This window comes from Oricola cellulosilytica (genome assembly GCF_019966575.1).
GTDB classification, from domain to species: Bacteria; Pseudomonadota; Alphaproteobacteria; order Rhizobiales; family Rhizobiaceae; genus Oricola; species Oricola cellulosilytica.
This window is the reverse complement of the sequence record NZ_JAINFK010000002.1, coordinates 602,546-618,289: the sequence shown is the minus strand read 5'-3', so window position 1 is coordinate 618,289 and position 15,744 is coordinate 602,546. Positions and strand designations below refer to the sequence as shown.

12 protein-coding genes are annotated in these 15,744 nt (G+C 61.6%); 7 read left to right on the top strand and 5 right to left on the bottom strand.

The features are described from left to right. Window positions 1–407: 407 nt before the first annotated feature. Complete coding sequence (gene ung, locus LC298_RS07570) at window positions 408–1,124, bottom strand: uracil-DNA glycosylase (RefSeq protein WP_223385583.1); 717 nt, start codon at window positions 1,122–1,124, stop codon at window positions 408–410. Between the two features lie 150 nt (window positions 1,125–1,274). Here ung and LC298_RS07565 point away from each other — a divergent pair, with 150 nt between their 5' ends. Beyond that, entirely contained in the window at window positions 1,275–1,568 is a 294-nt protein-coding gene (locus tag LC298_RS07565) for a GYD domain-containing protein (protein ID WP_131571560.1), read from the top strand. A 29-nt stretch (window positions 1,569–1,597) separates the two neighbouring features. Here the strand turns inward: LC298_RS07565 and LC298_RS07560 are convergent, their stop codons facing one another. Further along, a complete protein-coding gene (locus tag LC298_RS07560; protein WP_131571563.1) occupies window positions 1,598–2,530 on the bottom strand; it encodes a DUF5996 family protein in 933 nt (310 codons plus the stop codon). Between the two features lie 222 nt (window positions 2,531–2,752). Here LC298_RS07560 and LC298_RS07555 point away from each other — a divergent pair, with 222 nt between their 5' ends. From LC298_RS07555 to smc, 5 genes are all read left to right on the top strand, one after another. Then, window positions 2,753–3,397 (top strand): glutathione S-transferase N-terminal domain-containing protein, encoded by a 645-nt coding sequence (locus tag LC298_RS07555; protein ID WP_223385582.1) that lies wholly within the window; start codon window positions 2,753–2,755, stop codon window positions 3,395–3,397. Between the two features lie 28 nt (window positions 3,398–3,425). Further along, window positions 3,426–3,845, top strand: coding sequence for a secondary thiamine-phosphate synthase enzyme YjbQ (locus LC298_RS07550; protein ID WP_263289055.1), 420 nt, complete (start codon window positions 3,426–3,428; stop codon window positions 3,843–3,845). Window positions 3,846–3,896: 51 nt separating this feature from the next. After that, window positions 3,897–4,790: a mechanosensitive ion channel family protein gene (locus tag LC298_RS07545; RefSeq protein ID WP_131571571.1), complete on the top strand. Its 894-nt coding sequence runs from the start codon at window positions 3,897–3,899 to the stop codon at window positions 4,788–4,790. A 138-nt stretch (window positions 4,791–4,928) separates the two neighbouring features. Beyond that, entirely contained in the window at window positions 4,929–5,588 is a 660-nt protein-coding gene (locus tag LC298_RS07540) for a DsbA family protein (RefSeq protein WP_131571677.1), read from the top strand. A 72-nt stretch (window positions 5,589–5,660) separates the two neighbouring features. Beyond that, on the top strand, window positions 5,661–9,122 hold the full coding sequence (gene smc, locus LC298_RS07535; protein ID WP_131571574.1) for a chromosome segregation protein SMC: 3,462 nt from the start codon (window positions 5,661–5,663) through the stop codon (window positions 9,120–9,122). Window positions 9,123–9,230: 108 nt separating this feature from the next. On the opposite strand, the gene LC298_RS07530 is transcribed toward smc, so the two are convergent. Next, on the bottom strand, window positions 9,231–9,923 hold the full coding sequence (locus LC298_RS07530) for a hypothetical protein (protein ID WP_131571578.1): 693 nt from the start codon (window positions 9,921–9,923) through the stop codon (window positions 9,231–9,233). Between the two features lie 66 nt (window positions 9,924–9,989). Continuing rightward, complete coding sequence (locus LC298_RS07525; protein ID WP_131571581.1) at window positions 9,990–12,215, bottom strand: EAL domain-containing protein; 2,226 nt, start codon at window positions 12,213–12,215, stop codon at window positions 9,990–9,992. A 368-nt stretch (window positions 12,216–12,583) separates the two neighbouring features. Between LC298_RS07525 and ppdK the strand changes: the two genes are divergently transcribed. Beyond that, window positions 12,584–15,247: a pyruvate, phosphate dikinase gene (gene ppdK, locus LC298_RS07520; protein WP_131571584.1), complete on the top strand. Its 2,664-nt coding sequence runs from the start codon at window positions 12,584–12,586 to the stop codon at window positions 15,245–15,247. 22 nt (window positions 15,248–15,269) lie between these two features. On the opposite strand, the gene LC298_RS07515 is transcribed toward ppdK, so the two are convergent. After that, a complete protein-coding gene (locus LC298_RS07515) occupies window positions 15,270–15,671 on the bottom strand; it encodes a hypothetical protein (protein ID WP_131571587.1) in 402 nt (133 codons plus the stop codon). Between the last annotated feature and the right edge of the window lie 73 nt (window positions 15,672–15,744).

Here is a 15,744-nt window from a genome sequence, read left to right as displayed (position 1 = left end):
TATCGTGAGCGGCCGAAGACACTTGTCGGCGAGACGCTGAAGGACTGCCACATCCTCGCCCTCGACGCCCTCAACAGTTCGTGAGCAGCCAAAAACCAAAAAGTGTTTGAAAGACCGGCTTCGAAGGCGAGGCGCGGTGAAAATCTCACTTGCCCTTTCCCTCCCCCTTGTGGGGAGGGATGCGAGGCAGCGAGCCCTCGGATCCTGCCTTCGGCAAGCCCAAGGACAGGCCGCGCGAGCATGCCGCAGCCGGGTGGGGGTATCCATCACCGGCGCTCATTCACCCCCACCCAGCCGTCGCTAATTCGCTGCCGCTCACAAGCTCCGGCAATCCCTCCCCACAAGGGGGAGGGAAAGCACCGGACTCTCCCGCAAGGGGAGAGAGGGAGGTCCGCACCCAACCACCCTCAATCCGCTTCCGGCAACCGCCAGTCGATCGGCTCGCGGCCCTTCTCCTTCAGGAACGCATTCGCCTTCGAGAAGGGCTTCGATCCGAAGAAGCCATTATGGGCCGAGAGCGGCGAAGGGTGCGGTGATTTCAGAACGAGGTGCCTGGATCGGTCGACGAAGGCGGCCTTTCTCTGCGCGTAGGAACCCCACAGAATGAACACCACCGGTTCCTCGCGCGCGTTGACGAGGCGGATCACCGCGTCTGTGAATTGCTCCCAGCCCTTGCCCTGATGGGATGCGGCGCGGTGCGCTTCGACGGTCAGCACCGCGTTCAGCAGCAGCACGCCCTGTTTCGCCCAGCTCTCCAGATTGCCATGCCCGGGCGGTTCGATTCCGAGATCGTCGCGCAGTTCCTTGTAGATGTTGACGAGCGACGGCGGCACCCGCACCCCCGGCCGCACCGAAAAGCAGAGCCCGTGCGCCTGTCCCGGCCCGTGATAGGGGTCCTGTCCGAGGATGACGGCCCGCACGTTTTCCAGCGGCGTCGCATCGAGCGCGTGGAACCACTCGCCTCCGGGCGGGAAGATGCGCTTGCCGGCTTCCTTCTCGCCGACGAGAAATTGTCTCAGCGCGGCCATGTAGGGGCTGTCGAACTCGCCCTGCAGCGGCGTTCGCCAGCTTTCGTTGAGCTTGACCATCCCGGTCCCCGCAGCATCTCTCGTCCTCGCCGTCATATATCCCGGCGCGCTCCCCTTGATAAGCGCCGCGCAGGGCCTGCTTGTGGATGGTTGCCGGGGAGCGTAGCATCGAATTTTGGAGAGGGCAGACGTCGCGGCGTGCGCGCCGGCTTTCCGGCGCGGCCGTTGCCGCGCGGGAGGTGTGCGATGACCGTCTATATCCTTCTCATCAACTGGACCGAGCAGGGCGTCAAATCCGTTCGCGATTCCCCGAAGCGGCTCGATGCCGCCAAGAAGGCGCTGGCCGACATCGGCGGCAAGTTCAGGGAGTTCTACCTGACGATGGGCGACTACGACATGGTCGCTGTGGTCGAGGCGCCGGACGACGCTGTGATGGCGCGTTATGCCCTGCAACTGGGCATGATGGGGAATGTGCGCACCCATACGCTGAAGGCTTTCCCTGAGGCGGCCTACCGCGAGATCGTCGCCTCGATGGCCTGAGCGCGCGCGGCGTCCCGCCGGCGCTGGCCTTAGAGTTCCCGCACGACGCGGGGCTGGCCGACCGGGCAGTCGAGCGCCGCGCGGTCCCAGTCCGCGAGATCGGCCGCGGCATCGTAGGTGGATTGCAGAAACGCCATCAGAGCGGCGTCCGGATCGTCAGCTCGCCGAACCGCGTCGTAGGGGAGCAGGAACTCGCCTCCCTCTGGGCTCCAGAAGGCCTCTCTCGGTCGTATCGGCGCCTCTTCGAATCCATCCGGGGTCGGATAGGCGTAGGCGTAGAAAGCCGCCTCCTCGAAGCCGTCGCCTCCGGGCCAGAACCCCGCCGAACTGACCTCATGCGAATAGGCCTCCCGGGAGATCTCGTCGGGAAGGGCTGGAAGGCCGCCCGGATGAAGCGGCGCTCGGCGTCCCGAGAACCGGGTGACGGCGGCGTCGAAGCTGCCCCAGAAGAAGTGCACCGGGGAAACCTTGCCGAGGAAGCCTGAACGGAAGTGGGTGAACACGCGGTCGACATTCACCATCGCGTGCCAGAAATCGCGCGCCGCCTCCGGATCGTAGTCGCCCGGCCAGGTCTGCTGCGCGAAGGGCACCGGATCGGGAATCTCGTTGGGCGCTCCGTGAAACTCGGTTGCCGCACCGGTTGACTCGAGCATTTCCAGGAAACGGGCGTGGAAGGCCGCCACCGGCATCGTTTCCAGAACCATCGTTTCGCTGACGCCGAGGGTGTTCGAAACGGTCAACTGATGGTCAAGAAAATCGAACTGCACCTCGTGACTTACATGGCTGCCGGGAACCAGGCCGGTCGTCAGGCCGCGGGCGTTCACATACAGGGTGGCATGCCAGGAATGGTTCACCCACGGTGACTGCGCCAGCCGGAACTTTCCGACGATCTGCGTCCACATGTGAAGGCTTCCGCCGGTTCCACGCCAGCGTGCATAGTCCAGTCTCGGCCAGCCACCCATGCCGTGACGTTAAGGCAATGGCCGAGGTTTCGGCAAACGAAAGTCCCGCGGACCCTTCGAACAGGCTTGCCTGTCTGCAAATCCCGCTGGCCGCATTTGAATCAGTTTGACCGAACATTCCGCCAGGCTTCTGAAAGGCCTCGTCTTTTCTACCACTAGGCTTCGGCTTGAACGGCGCCCCCGGTGCCTTCCCACAGGGGCGGAAGCATGACAGGAAGGGGCATGGCTCCGATCCTCTATTCTTTTCGCCGGTGTCCCTATGCAATCCGGGCTCGCCTCGCGATCAGGGTGGCGGGCATGACGGTGGAACTTCGCGAGATCCTGCTACGCGAAAAGCCCGAGGCCTTCCTTCAAGCCTCGCCCAGCGCAACCGTTCCGGCCCTCGTCACCGGAGACGGAACGGTTGTCGATGAAAGCCTCGACATCATGCTGCTGGCGCTGCGGGAAAACGATCCCGAAGGCTGGCTGTCGCCGCCCGCCGGATCGCTCGACACCATGGTCGCGCTGATCGACGAGATCAACGGCGGCTTCAAGAGCGATCTGGATCGGGCGAAATATCCGAACCGGTTTCCGGACGCCGAGCCCGACAGGTCGTGGGAGAGGGCGATGGCCCGCCTCAACGGCTTTGCGCCGATCCTCGCGTGCCATGGCGGCTGGCTGTTCGGCGACCGCGCTTCGCTCGCCGACATGGCGATCCTGCCCTTCGTCCGCCAGTTCGCGCACATTGATCGCGGCAGATTCGACGCCGCCGCCGAGCCGCCGCTGCGGGAATGGCTGGACGGATTCCTCCGGTCGGAGCCGTTTGCCGCGGTGATGGAGAAATATCCGGTATGGAACCCGGAAGAGCCAGGAGTTCGTTTTCCGTAGGACAAGAGCGCGGAGGTGAGGACAGATCATGCAACGAGAAATCACCGTCCGGACGAACGGACCCGGCCTTTACGAATTCACGGACGAGGTGTCCGCGTTCGTCCAGGAAAGCGGCATCGCGGAGGGGCTGCTTACAGTCTTCGTGCGCCACACGTCCTGCTCCCTCGTCATTCAGGAAAACGCCGACCCGGACGTGCGCCGCGACCTCAACGAGTTCTTTCGGCGTCTCGCGCCCCCGGCCGACGATCCCTCGATGCGCTGGGTTACGCACCGCTCGGAAGGAAATGATGACATGCCCGCCCACATCAAGGCGGCGCTGACGCAAACCTCGCTTGGCATCCCGGTGACCGATGGCCGGCTTCTGCTCGGCACGTGGCAGGGTATTTATCTGTTCGAGCATCGCGACAGGCCTCACCGCCGCCGGATCGTTCTGCATCTAACCGATTGAACCGATCGTTCTTTCGTGCGTAGGTTGTCCTGTGGTGAGGGGGCGAGACCGATGGATCCAATCAGCATCATTTACAAGCAGATCAACGAGATCGCCCGTGGAGCGGTAGCGCTTCTTCCCCAGATTGCGGTGGCCATCGCCGTCATCGTCCTCACTTGGCTGGTAGCGATGGGTGTCCGGGCACTGCTGCGGCGTGGGCTTGACCGGACCTCCCTGCGCCAAAGCCTGAAGAACCTGTTTTCGCTCCTTGCCTCGATCGGTATCTGGATCCTCGGCCTGATGATCGCCGCAGTCGTCGTCTTTCCCAACCTCACCCCCGCCAGTATTCTCGCGGGTCTCGGCATAGGGTCCGTGGCGATCGGTTTCGCCTTCAAGGATATCTTCGAGAACTTTCTCGCCGGCATCATTATCCTCTTCCGCAAGGAGATGCGGATCGGCGATTTCATCGAGTGCGAGGGGCTCGAGGGCAAGGTCGAGAACATTTCGATCCGGGAAAGCCATATCCGCCAGACCGATGGCCAGTTGGTCGTCGTGCCCAACGCGATGTTGTTCAAGAACCCGCTTACAATCCGCACCGACCTCGACCAGCGGCGCACGAGCATTGTCTGTGGCGTCGCCTATGACGAGGATGTCGACAAGTGCCGCGACATAATCCGTGGTGCGGTGGAGGGTTGTGGGACGGTTATCAGCGACAACCGTCCGGTCCAGATTTTCGCGCAGGAATTTGCCGATTCCTCTGTCAATTTCGAGGTGACCTGGTGGACCGGTTCAAAGCCCGTCGACATCCGCAAATCGCGTGACGAGGTGATCTCGGCCGTCAAACGTGCGCTCGACGATTCCGGCATAGAGATCCCGTTCCCCTACCGCACGCTGACCTTCAAGGAGAGCCTTTGCCTCGATCACGCCGGCGATGAACGCGAGAACGCGGGCGCTGCGGTGGAGTGACGCGGAAAGCGCGGCATTGCGGGAGACCATAACGGGATTGTGACGATCTGCGGCGCTAACGCAGGGTATTTAGGCCATGGTCCTGCCACGTTCCCTGACATATACCGGCTCGAGACCTTTGAAGCAGGAAGATTATCCATGACCAAGACTCTTTTCACGCGCCGTTCAGCCTTGCTCTCCGGCGCCGCCGTTCTCGCAACGGTCGCGGTGCCTCAGTTGTTATGGGCGCAGTCCGCGCCGTCGCCCGAAGGTGAGGTCGATGTCGACAAGCTGATGGAGACGGGCCCGCTCGAGGAGATCGTCGTCGGATCGGAGGACGCCCCGATCACCGTTGTGGAATACGCATCGATGACCTGCGGTTTCTGCGCCCGCTTCCATACCCAGACCTGGCCCGCGATCAAGGAGAAGTACATTGACACGGGCAAGGCTCGCTTCATCCTGCGCGAATTCCCCTTCGACCCGCGCGCGGCGGCAGCCTTCATGCTGGCGCGTTGCGCGCCCGCCGGCAAATACGTGCCGATGATCGATGTACTGTATAAGCAGCAGGACGAATGGGCCCGAGCGCAAAATGCGCGCGCTCCGCTAATGAACATCGCCAAACTGGCTGGTTTTACACAGGAGAGCTTCGAAGCCTGCTTGACCGATCAGAAGCTTCTGGATGACATCAACACGGTGCGGGAACGCGGATCGGCGGAATTTGGCGTCAATGCCACCCCGACGTTCTTCATCAACGGAAAGAAGTATTCCGGGGCGCTAACAGTTGAACAGATGTCGGCCATTTTCGACGACTTGCTCTGACGGGGTGCTTGAGCCGCGTGTGCCTTGTGGCACGCGTGGAATGGACTGTGACGTGAGGGGGCGGGTGCGCTGATGCGCTTTGAAAAGCTCCGCCTCCTCGGTTTCAAGTCGTTCGTCGAACCGACCGAATTCATCATCGAGGGCGGCCTCACCGGCGTGGTCGGACCGAATGGCTGCGGCAAGTCCAATCTTGTCGAGGCGCTGCGCTGGGTCATGGGCGAAAGTTCTTACAAGAACATGCGCGCCTCCGGCATGGATGACGTCATCTTTTCCGGCTCTGGCGGCCGGCCGTCGCGAAACACCGCCGAGGTGTCCCTGTTCCTGGACAATGCCGACCGCACCGCCCCCGCGGCATTCAACCAGGATGACACCCTCCAGGTAACACGGAGGATCGAGCGCGAGGCCGGCTCAGCCTACAAGATCAATGGCCGGGACGCCCGCGCCAAGGATGTTCAGCTTCTGTTTGCCGATCAGTCGACCGGCGCGCGGTCGCCGTCGATGGTCGGACAGGGTCGCATCGGCGAACTGATCCAGGCCAAGCCGCAGGCCCGGCGGGCGCTGCTGGAGGAAGCCGCCGGGATTTCCGGTTTGCATTCGCGCCGCCACGATGCCGAACTTCGCCTGCGGGGTGCCGAGACCAATCTCGAGCGGCTGGAGGATGTCGTCGGCGAACTCGAAAGCCAGATCGAGAGCCTCAAGCGTCAGGCACGGCAGGCCAATCGCTTCAAGGCGCTGTCGCGCGATGTCCGGCAGGCCGAGGCGACACTGCTGCACCTGAAGTGGACCTTGGCAAAAGCGCAGGAGGCCGAGGCGCAAACCGCCCTTGCCTCTGCCACCTCCTTGGTCGGCGAGCGCGCGCAATTGCAAATGGAAGCGGCCAAGGTGCAGGCGATCGCGCAGAAGAAGCTGCCGGAGCTGCGCGATGTCGCGGCTTCGGCGTCTGCCGCATTGCAACGCCTGACGATCGCCCTGAACCAGCTTGACGAAGATGCCCGCCGCCAGGAGGCGCGGCGCGGCGAGCTGGAGGCTCGGATCGCGCAGCTTGGCGCCGATATCGAGCGCGAGGAGGGCATGAAGCGCGAGAACGCCGAAGCGATTGAACGGCTCGCGGCCGAAGAGGCGGAACTGACCGCCGAGGAAGCGGCGACCGGCGATCGCGAGGCGGAGCTGAAAAAGCTTTTCGAAGCTGCCGAGGCAGCGCTGGCACGCAGTGAAAGCGAGTTGTCGCGTCTCACGGGGGAGCGGGCGGAGGCGGGCGCGCTCCGCACACAGCTTGAACGTCGGATCCGGGAGACCGGCGAGCGGGGCGAACGGCTTGCCAGGCAGTATGACACACTGGTCTCGGAGCTGTCCGCAATCGAGGGTCGAATTCGGGATCTTGCCGACCCGACCGAGAAACGTGCGCTCCTCGACGCGGCGGAAAGTGCTGCGGCGGACGCGGAGGCCGCGGTCACACAGGCGGAGAGCACCTTGGCCGCGGCGCGTGAAGCGGAAGCCGAGCGGCAGCCCGCGTTGGCAGAAGCGCGGACGCGCCTGAACGGGCTGGAAACGGAGGCGCGGACCCTTTCGAAGATGCTGAATGCCGGCTCGGCGGACCTCTTTCCGGCTGTGGTCGAGCAAATTAAGGTGGAGAAAGGTTTTGAAGCCGCGCTCGGAGCAGCGATCGGCGACGATCTCGATTTGCCGCTTGACGGCAACGCTCCCGCCTATTGGTCCGGCGCTGCTGCGCATTCCGACGATCCCGCGTTGCCGCAGGGTGTCGAGGGACTCGGCGATCATGTCAAGGCGCCCGATGCGCTTCGGCGACGGCTCAACCAGATAGGCATAGTCGAAGACCATGAGCAGGGGGCCTCCCTGGCGGAATCGCTCAAGACCGGCCAGCGTCTGGTTTCGTGCGATGGCGCGCTATGGCGGTGGGACGGTTACACCGCCCGCGCCGATGCGCCGACGCCTGCGGCCCAACGTCTCGCCCAGAAGAACCGGCTGGCTGAACTGGACGCGGAGATCATCGAGGCCACCAAGGCGCTCCGGACTTCCGAAAACGCAGCCTCCGAGGCCGGCGCCGCGACTGCCGCCGCCGCTGATGAGGAGCGCCGGTTGCGGGAAGCCGTGAAGGGGTCGCAGACGGAAGTGCGGTACGCGCGCGAGGCGCTGGCAGCCGCTGAACGGGCGACCGGGGAATTGTCGAAGCGCAAGGCGGTTCTGGACGAGGGCCTCGTTCGCGCAAAGGCTGATATGGACGAAGCCGCCGGCGTGCTCGCCGAAGCCGAGACGGCGCTTTCGGGCGAGCCTGATCTGACGGAGCTGGACGGCAAGGTTGAACGTCAGAACGCCATCGTCCTCGCCGAACGGGCGGCATTGACCGAAGCGCGGGCAAATCATCAGTCGCTCTCCCGCGAGAAAGAGGCCCGTCAGCGCCGGTTGGTCTCGCTGCGGTCGGAGCGCGAAAACTGGCTGTCGCGGGCCGCCAATGCCGATCGGCAAATCGAGGTTCTAACGGCCCGCAAGACGGCGACCTCCGGCGAACTCGCGGCAATGGACGATGCGCCGGACGAAATGCCCGAGCGTCGTCGCCAACTTGTTCGCGAAATCGAGAAGGCCGAGCAGGCTCAGCGCGAAGGCGGCGACGCGCTCGCCCTGGCCGAGACGGCAGCCCGGCATGCAGACAGCGCTGCCACGGATTCGATCACCGCGCTCTCCGCAGCCCGCGAGGAGCGCGCGCGATCGGAGGAACGATTGACCGCCGCCGCCGAACGCCGCAAGGACATCGAGACGCGCATCCGCGAGGCGCTGAATTGCGCTCCGCACGAAGCGTTCAAGATGACCGGGCTGACATCCGGAGACACCATGCCCGACGTCGATGTTGTGGAACGCAGGCTCGACAAATTAAAGATCGAGCGCGAGCGTCTTGGCGCTGTGAACCTGCGCGCTGAGGAGGAACAGGCGGAGCTGGTCGAGAGGCTCGAGTCGCTTGTCAGGGAACGCGATGATGTCATTGAAGCGATTCGCGAATTGCGCACGGCAATTTCGAGTCTCAATCGCGAGGGACGGGAACGTCTCCTGGAGGCCTTCGAAATCGTGGACGCGCATTTCAAGCGGCTGTTCACGCATCTGTTCGGTGGCGGCACCGCGGATCTGCAACTGATCGAAAGTGACGATCCGCTCGAGGCCGGCCTGGAGATTGTCGCGCGCCCGCCTGGCAAGAAACCGCAGACAATGACCCTGCTCTCGGGCGGCGAGCAGGCGTTGACGGCGATGGCGTTGATCTTTGCCGTCTTTCTCACCAATCCGGCGCCGATCTGTGTCTTGGACGAGGTGGACGCACCGCTCGACGATCACAATGTCGTACGGTTCTGCAATCTGATGGACGAGATGTCGCGAGAGACTGATACACGCTTCGTGATCATTACGCACAATCCGATCACCATGGCCCGCATGGACCGGCTGTTCGGCGTGACGATGGCAGAACAGGGCGTTTCGCAGCTCGTGTCGGTGGATCTGCAGCAGGCGGAGGAGCTGCGCGAGGCAAGTTAGACTCGGACGTGAACTGTTCGGCTCTGCCTCAGGTCCCCGCGAAGAGCCACTCCGGCCTTGCGATCCTCATCGGTGGGGTTCTTCACCTAGTGCAGTAGGCAATCGGTATTATTTTCGCGCTGCCTTTCGCCCCGGCCTCGCGTAGGCCTTTTCGATCGCCTCATGCATGGCGGCGTGAACAGGGGCATCGCCTTTTAGCAACTCCTGTCTCTTGCTTGGGCGGGCGGTCTGCCGGCGCGCTGGCCGCTGGCTGCTCCTCGGACGATACATGAAACTGACAAGAAACTGCGTAGCCAGGGCAGTAGCGCCGACAAGCGTAGCATAAACGCCGAGGATCACATGGGCCGGGACGACGGTGTTCAATTCAGGCGTAAGTCCGAGCACGAAAGGCGTCATCCAGCTCACGGTAGAGATCGCGCCAAAAGAAAGGATCGCTGTCTGCTGGAAACTCGATACATTGTGAAAAAGCGGATGCTTTACGTTGTTTCGTATGAGCGGTAGCGCGACGGTCTCAATGAATAGCGAGTTAAGGGTCAGGACGACGACAATGACGAGCTTTGCCTGCACTTTCGGGTTGGATAGAACGGAGGCAGGTCCGTCCGGGGCGATACTGAGGATGATAATGCCCGTCGCCCAGATCGCGATAAGACCCGTCTTCACCAAGGCACTCATGAAGTTTACAAACTCGACGTCCTGCCCCCTGATCACACGGCCGCGAATGTGCCGGAGGAGGTAGATATCAAGGATCAATGCGCCACCTACGCCGAAGATGACAGCAAGCAGATGGCTGATGATGACCAATGACTTCATTGCGACGACTTTCGGTTCCTTGGATTTGAATGAGGACAGCCCCAGCCTCAGACTGGATCAGGCTGGAATGCGAGCCCGTTCTCGGACGCGATCGATCAGGCGGCGTGTGTCGCGAGCACATCGAGGAGGACTGAAAAGATATCCCTGAACCTCATTGCAGCCCTCTATCTGCAGTTGCTTCAGTTGCGCACGCGTCTCAACGCCCTCTGCTGTAATCTTCATGCCGAAACTGGCCCCCAATCCCGTAACGGCGCGCACAATTGCATTCGAGCGATCCTCCTCCGACATGTTTCGCACGAAGCATTGGTCGATCTTGATTCTGTCGAAAGGAAATTTCTGAACGTAATTCAGCGAGGAGTAGCCGGTGCCAAAATCATCCATGGAGATCCGGCATCCGAGCGATTTTAGTTCGTGCAAAGTCTGCAGGGTCAGCACGTTGTCATCCAGCATTGCAGCTTCCGTAATTTCGAGTTCGAGCCGGCTTGGCGGCAAGTTGGTTTCCCCGAGCGCCGAAATCACACTCAAAACGATAAGCTTGCTGTTGAACTGGACCGGTGAGATATTGACGGCGACCTTCAGGTCGCTAGGCCAAGTGGCGGCCTCAGCGCAGGCCGACTTGAGAACCCACGCTCCAATCGAATCGATCAACCCGATTTCCTCGGCGATGCCGATGAACTCAGTAGGGGGAACAACGCCCCTCGTCGGATGATTCCAGCGGATCAAGGCTTCAAAGCCGCAGAGACGGTTGGAATCCAGGCTGATAATCGGCTGATAAAAGAGCTCGAGTTCATTGTTGTTTATCGCACAGCGCAAATCCATCTCCAGCGCCAGACGTGACTGGAATTCTGCGTCCATCACCTTTTCGAAAAAGCGGTAGACACCCCGTCCGTCATTCTTCGAGCGATAGAGCGCCATGTCAGCATGCTTGAGGAGTTGGTCGGCGCTCACGGTCTTCTCCGTGGACATCGAGATACCAACACTCACGCCCGTTGCGACTTGGCGCCCATGGATATAGTAGGGATGGCTCAGCGCATGGATGACGTCTTCCGCCAATTTCTCGGCGACAGCGCGATCTGAAGCATTCTGTTGAATAATCGCGAATTCGTCGCCACCAAGCCGGGCGATCTTGTCGTCCGCTCCCAATGAGCCTTTAAGGCGTTTGGCGACTTCGACCAGGAGAGCATCGCCAACCGGGTGACCGAGCGTATCGTTGACCGCCTTGAAGTTGTCGAGATCGAGACAGTGGACCGCGAAATCGCCCCCGACGCGCCGGTCTTTCAACGCTTTTTCCAGCTCGATCTGAAAGAGGGTCCGGTTCGGTAGGCCCGTGAGAGAGTCATGATGTGCCATGTGGCGGATTTTTGCCTCCGCCCTGGCCCTTTTTTTGGTTTGCTCCTGGAGAACGAGTAGAGAACGTGCCACCAGGCCAAGTTCATCATGCCTGCGAACGTGTGGAATCTCGGATTGGTCCGAACCTTGAGCTATGTCCCTGATCGAGTTTGTTAATTGTCGCAGCGGGCGCACGAGGCGCTGACCAATCACCAGAAGGGCGATCAGGAGGGCGACGCCACCCGCGACGGTTCCGCCAACGAGGGTCCAGGAGAGGCTTTTCGCGCCATGCGTTACGTCATCGATCGGGCGCTCTACTTCGATCAGTCCCCGGACGTCCCCGACTTTCCAGTCGCGTTTCGGCGAAAGAGGATTGGCATTGTGGCAGGCGACACAGGATTCTTTCATCTTGTCAGCAACCGCGACACGCAGGGTCTCACGACCATCGATCATCTCGCGTCTGACAAACTTTCCGCTCGGGTTCTGCGTGAGAAAGGCCCACGCTTCCAGCTGATATCGATCGAGTTGTCGATCTTGGCGGCCCGGCCACGGATATGGGCTTACCAGATCCACTTTGATGTCTTGGTTGCTGAAGGCCTTCGCAACGTCGAGAAGAAAAGTAGTCGGCACCGGTATGGCAAGAGGATCCGATTTGTAGTTTGGTGATGCTCTCGTCCCGGCTGATGTGGCCCTTGAGACGACGCTTTCCGAGTAGAATGCTCGCATTGTTTGCATCTGCTTCGCGGTTGTTTCCGCTCGCAGAATCGCTTCGTGCAAGGCATTATCTATAATCGCCGTCGGGGTATAATAGGCGATCCCTGCCACCAGGATCCCGACGGCGAGCGCCGTGGGCACTGCGAGGATCCAAAGCAGCGAACGTCGAACTCCGAGGTCCAGTGTCGACATTCCCGAAAATGTTGGACTGTCAATGTGGTTCAAATCGGGTTCACGCACGTTGGGCTTTTCTGAGGGATGAAAATCCACCTTGAATGAAAAGAATTAAGATCAAGCTTTTCGCAGCGTTCGGATTTTCCCGGCTCTGTTCACGATTGGTTTTGGCGCGCATCTGGAACGTGAACCTGCGAAACGTCGTTTAACTAGGGCTTGTCACGGTTCCCCCGATCCGCAATTCGGCTCGAGCCTCATCCAGAAGTTGGCCCTTCGCTCAGTGGTTGGGTGCGGGCTGATCGCCGCCGCGCTGGGCGGCCAATTTCTTGCTGCAGTGCGGCAAAAATGATCCCAAAACCTGAGCAAAATGCGCTATGCGTTCTCTCGGAGATTGCCTCCGGCTGACGCCGGCAAGGGGAGAGAGCGCAGGGCACATGGCCAACTGGGTTTACAGTTTCGGAGCCGGAAAGGCGGACGGGTCAGCACGCGATCGCGCCCGGCTCGGTGGGAAGGGTGCAAGTCTGGCCGAGATGGCGCGTTTGGGGTTGCCTGTTCCCCCCGGCTTTACCATCGCCACGGACCTTTGCCAGCATTACTACAGCAACGGCAAGTCGATGCCAGACGGCATTCAGCGGCAGGTCGAAACCGCGCTGCAAGCGCTGGAGCGCGTGACCCGAAGAACGTTCGGAGCAGGCGATCACCCGCTGCTCGTTTCGGTTCGTTCCGGCTCGCGGGACTCTATGCCGGGGATGCTCGATACAGTGCTCAATCTCGGCCTGAACGACGACACCGTGGAAGCGCTGGCACGGTCGACCGGCAATACGACATTTGCCCATGACAGCTATCGCCGTTTCATCCAGATGTATGCGAGTGTCGTTATGGGCCTCGAGCAGTCGATGTTCGAGGATGTGATCCATTGCGTGAAGCGCAAGATGGGAATGACCCGCGATGCCGATCTAGGCGCCAGGGACTGGCAGGCGATCATTGCCCGCTACAAAGGGCTGGTCCGCGATGAACTGGGAGAGGAATTCCCCCAGGACCCGTTCGCGCAACTGTGGGGTGCCATCACTGCCGTCCTTCAAAGCTGGATGAGCCCGCGCGCCATAACTTACCGCGCGCTGCACGCAATTCCCGCGGACTGGGGAACTGCGGTGACGGTGCAGTCGATGGTATTCGGCAATATGGGCGAGGGGTCCGCGACCGGGGTCGCGTTCACCCGTGATCCCGCGACGGGCGACGACAGACTCTATGGCGAATTCCTGCCGAACGCCCAGGGCGAGGATGTGGTCGGCGGCGCGCGAACCCCGCATCCACTCACCAAGGCCCAGTCAACTGATTCCGGACGGGCCGCGATGGATATCGCTTTACCGGTGACGTTTCAGGAGCTGAAGGATGTCGCCAGGCGCCTTGAGAACCATTATCGCGACGTTCAGGACATCGAGTTCACCGTTGAAACCGGAAAACTCTGGCTGTTGCAGACCAGGACCGGAAAGCGAACGCCGCGCGCCGCCGTCCGCATCGCCGTCGATATGGCGGAAAAGGGCTTGATCTCGAAACCAGAAGCGCTGCGGCGCATCGACCCGGCTTCGCTTGAGCAACTGCTTCATCCGATGATCAGTCCGGATGTGGAGCGCACGGTCATCGGCCGCGGCCTTCCGGCGTCGCCCGGAGCCGCGTCCGGGGCAATCGTCTTCACGTCCGAGGAGGCGGAGGAGGCGCGTGCGGTCGGCCGCAGGACCATTCTCGTTCGCCCCGAGACGAGTCCCGAGGATATCCACGGGATGCATGCGGCGGAGGGTATCTTGACGATCCATGGAGGGACGACCAGCCACGCGGCCGTCGTTGCCCGTGGCATGGGCAAGCCTTGCATTTCGGGTGCGAATTCTGTCCGGATGAATGTCTCGAAAGGTATCCTGATCACCGGCGGTCGCACGCTGAAGTCCGGCGATGTCATCACCCTCGACGGCACCAGGGGCGAGGTCCTGCTGGGTGAACTGCCCACCGTGCAGCCGGAGCTTTCGGGAGATTTCGGCACACTCATGGAATGGGCCGACGAGATCCGGCGCATGAAGGTGCGCACCAACGCCGAAACGCCAGACGAGGCCCGGGTTGCGCGCGAGTTCGGCGCAGAGGGCATCGGCCTCTGCCGCACCGAGCGCATGTTCTATGACGACGATCGCATCCGTGCGATGCGAGCCTTCATCCTCGCGTCGGATGACGACGCGCGGGCGCGGGCTATCGATACTCTGCAGGACATGCAGAAGGCGGATTTTCTCGAATTGTTCGAGATCATGAGCGGTCAGCCGGTGACGATTCGATTGTTCGATCCGCCCCTGCACGAATTTCTTCCGCGTTTCGGCCGCGAAATGGAGGACACGGCGCTGGCGATGGGCGTTGAAGTCGAGCAGATCAGGCAAAAGGCGGAGGAACTGCACGAGGTCAATCCGATGCTGGGCAATCGCGGTGTGAGATTAGCCATTTGCTATCCGGAAATTATCGAGATGCAGGCGCGGGCCATCTTCCAGGCTGTATTGGAAGCGGGCAAGAAAACCGGTGAAACCGTAGTGCCGGAAATCATGGTTCCGCTCGTCGCGTACGAACGCGAACTCAAATACATCAAGGACCGGATCGACGTCATAGCCAAGGCGGCGATCGAAGAGTGGGGGCGCGAATTCAAATATCTGGTTGGAACGATGATCGAATTACCCCGCGCGGCAATCCGGGCGGACCGGATCGCCGAAGGATCGGAATTCTTCTCGTTCGGCACCAACGACCTGACCCAGTCGACCTTCGGCATTTCGCGTGACGACGCGGGAGTGTATCTGAACGAGTATCTTCAGAAGGGCATCATCGACCGCGATCCGTTCCTCACCATCGACGTTGAAGGTGTTGGAGAGTTTATACGCATGGCGTGCGAGCGCGGCCAGCGGACCCGGCCGGACATCACGCTCGGCATTTGCGGCGAGCACGGGGGCGACCCCGCATCGATCCAGTTCTGCGAGGCCGTCGGGCTGCACTACGTATCCTGTTCGCCATACCGCGTGCCGGTGGCGCGGCTCGCCGCTGCACAGGCAACGCTTGCCAACGGCGGCGGCTGACCTGGTGTGCGCGGGAGACGGATCAGCTTTCCGGCTGACCGAGCTTGCTGAAGAGGTCCATAAAGGCCAATGCAAAGCTGGTGATTTCCGGCCGCATATCCTTTTCCTGAACGATTTCCACATCGTTGCCGGCGTCGTTGAGGACGGCGAAAAGAAGCTTGCCGTCGATCCCCGTGGAAAGAACCGCGATGCGCTGGCCCGGGATCTGGTCGAAGACCGGAAGCTGGAACAGGAAGTCGAATTGGGTCGCCGCGCACGCCTCTTGAAGACAGTGTTCGAAACCGAATTCCTGCAGGAGTTGGTGGTCGAGCGCCAGTTCGAGTTCGACGACTTCCAGGTCGACGAGGTCGCTCTTCGACGGTTGGCGTTCTCGCTCGGCGGGTTCGGGATTGGTGGTCGCGGTGTGCATGTCAGCGGACGCCATGTCTGCGTCTCCCTTGTTGACTGTGGACCCCTCCAAGCTGGCCGCAGTGAGACTTCGCATTTTGTCAGCAATA

Coding starts and splice junctions, on each gene's coding strand:
- ung (WP_223385583.1), bottom strand. CDS start 1,124: ATGACGGCGAGGACGAGAGATGCTGCGGGGACCGGGATGGTCAAGCTC.
- LC298_RS07565 (WP_131571560.1), top strand. CDS start 1,275: ATGACCGTCTATATCCTTCTCATCAACTGGACCGAGCAGGGCGTCAAA.
- LC298_RS07560 (WP_131571563.1), bottom strand. CDS start 2,530: ATGGGTGGCTGGCCGAGACTGGACTATGCACGCTGGCGTGGAACCGGC.
- LC298_RS07555 (WP_223385582.1), top strand. CDS start 2,753: ATGGCTCCGATCCTCTATTCTTTTCGCCGGTGTCCCTATGCAATCCGG.
- LC298_RS07550 (WP_263289055.1), top strand. CDS start 3,426: ATGCAACGAGAAATCACCGTCCGGACGAACGGACCCGGCCTTTACGAA.
- LC298_RS07545 (WP_131571571.1), top strand. CDS start 3,897: ATGGATCCAATCAGCATCATTTACAAGCAGATCAACGAGATCGCCCGT.
- LC298_RS07540 (WP_131571677.1), top strand. CDS start 4,929: ATGACCAAGACTCTTTTCACGCGCCGTTCAGCCTTGCTCTCCGGCGCC.
- smc (WP_131571574.1), top strand. CDS start 5,661: ATGCGCTTTGAAAAGCTCCGCCTCCTCGGTTTCAAGTCGTTCGTCGAA.
- ppdK (WP_131571584.1), top strand. CDS start 12,584: ATGGCCAACTGGGTTTACAGTTTCGGAGCCGGAAAGGCGGACGGGTCA.
- LC298_RS07515 (WP_131571587.1), bottom strand. CDS start 15,671: ATGGCGTCCGCTGACATGCACACCGCGACCACCAATCCCGAACCCGCC.